General features: G+C 62.8%; 2 protein-coding genes. Both read right to left on the reverse strand.

From position 1 onward, the window contains the following. The coding region (locus ABX749_RS30730) for a histidinol-phosphate transaminase (protein ID WP_372899394.1) at window positions 1–731 on the reverse strand (731 nt) is incomplete at its 3' end. A 105-nt stretch (window positions 732–836) separates the two neighbouring features. Next, a partial coding sequence (gene hisD, locus ABX749_RS30735) for a histidinol dehydrogenase (protein WP_372899395.1) occupies window positions 837–2,112 on the reverse strand: 1,276 nt, incomplete at its 5' end.

Genomic DNA, 2,112 nt, shown 5'->3' on the forward strand with positions numbered 1-2,112 from the left:
CAGTTGTAGCTGTCTTTGATGTTCGACAACTTGGCGACCAGTGACGGTTGGGCGACCAGGAAACCGAAGCGGATGCCCGCCAAGCCGTACGATTTGCTCAGCGTCCGTGTGACCAGGATGTTGTCGTGTCGCCGCACCAGATCCAGGCAATTGAAGTCGGCAAAATCCACGTAGGCTTCGTCAACGACCAGCGGGCAGGGCAACGAGGCGGCGAGTTGTTCGATCTGTTCGGCCGGCACCACGGTTCCGCTGGGGCTGTTCGGATTGGGCAACAGCACCAACCGCAAGTCGTTGTCGCCTTCGCCAAACATCGCCGGCAGATGCCAGCCGTCGAGAAAGGGAATCTGTTCCCACGACGCGCCTTGGATGTCCGCCAGCGTCCGGTAAAGGATGTAACTGGGGTAGGGCAGTCGCAGCTTTTGGCCTTCGCCGACAAAGCCCCGCACCAGGATGGTCAGGATTTCATCGCTTCCGTTGCCGGCCAGAATCCAATCGGGACCGGGTAAGCCGAGCACCTCGGCGGCGGCGCGGCGAAACACGGTCGCGGTCGGGTCGGGGTAGCGGTTGAGCGGACCCGAGGCGGCATCTCGGATCGCCGAAACGACCGACGGCGGAGGCGGGTAGGGGTTTTCGTTGGTGTTGAGCTTGATGAATTTGCCCGGCGGCGGTTGCTCGCCGGGCGTGTAGGGCAACATCCGCGAAAGAGCAGGGCGGAGGTCGGTTTTTGACATGGGGGAGATGGCAGAAAAAGGGAGGGCGGAAGAATGGACGACGGGAAGGGAAGACAAGAAAATGGGTGACAGGAAAATGAACCTGAAACCTGAAATCTGAAACACCTATCTCCGAATCGAGACGCTGCGGGCGTGGGCGGTCAGGCCTTCTTTTTCGGCCAGGCGTTCGACGTCGGGGGCGATCTGGTTCATCGCCGATTCGTCGAACTCGGTGATGCTGCCGCTGCGCAGGAAACTGTTGCTGCACAGTCCGGCGGCCCAGGTGCAAGTGCCTCCGGTCGGCAACACGTGGCTGGGGCCGGCGGCATAGTCGCCCAGCGCGACCGGCGTGTGGTGCCCCAGGAAGGCGGCGCCGCTGTTGTTGATCTTGGCGATTTGGTCGCGCGGGTTGGCGGTTTGGATGTGCAGGTGTTCGGGGGCGAAGGAATCGGTCAGTTCACACGCCTGGGCTTCGTCGCGGACCAGGATCAGCGCACCGAAGGCTTCCAAGCTGTCCAGCGTCAACTCGGCTCGCTCGAGCAGCGCGAGTTGTTTGGCGACCTGTTGGCTGACCGCGTCGATCAACGACTCGTCCCATGTGATCAAGATCGCGCTGCCGGGTGAATGTTCAGCTTGGGCCAACAGATCGGCGGCAATAAAATCGGGGCGGGCGGTTTGATCGGCGATCACGATGACTTCGCTGGGGCCGGCGAAGGAATCGATGTCGACGGTGCCGTAGACGTGTTTTTTGGCCAGGGCGACGAACAGGTTTCCCGGGCCGACGATCTTGTTGACCGCCGGGACGACGTCGGTGCCATAGGCCAGTGCCGCGACGGCTTGGGCGCCGCCCATCCGATACACCTCGGTCACGCCGAGTTCATGACACGTTGCCAGCATGTCTTGGTTGTACGCGCCGAACGGTGTCGGCGGTGCGACCACGGCGATCTCCTGGACACCGGCGACTTGGGCCGGGACCACGGTCATCAATACGGTCGATGGATAGGCCGCCGCGCCGCCGGGGACGCAAACACCGACGCGACGCAGCGGCACGTAACGCTGCGTCAGCGTGACACCCGGTTTGGGCTCGATCGTCACGTCGCGATGCAGAATCGCTTGTTGGAAAGTGGCCACGTTGTCACGAATGCGTCGGATGGAACCGATCAATTCCGGATCGGCCGCGGCATGTGCGGCGGCCAAGTCCTCCGCGGGAACACGGAGCTGGTCGGCGGTCAGGTCGGCCTTGTCGAGCTGTTGATTGAATTTCAGCAGCGCCTCGGTCCCGTCCCGTTGAACCTCCGCACAAATTCGCTGGACCACTTCGACGGGAGTCAGTGGGGCGCCGAAAACCTCTTCGGTCAGTGCCCGTCCGCGGGGGGAAACGACGTCGCCTTGGGGGCTGAGC

The sequence above is a fragment of the Stieleria sp. genome (assembly GCF_041595215.1).
Classification (GTDB): Bacteria; Planctomycetota; Planctomycetia; order Pirellulales; family Pirellulaceae; genus Stieleria; species Stieleria magnilauensis.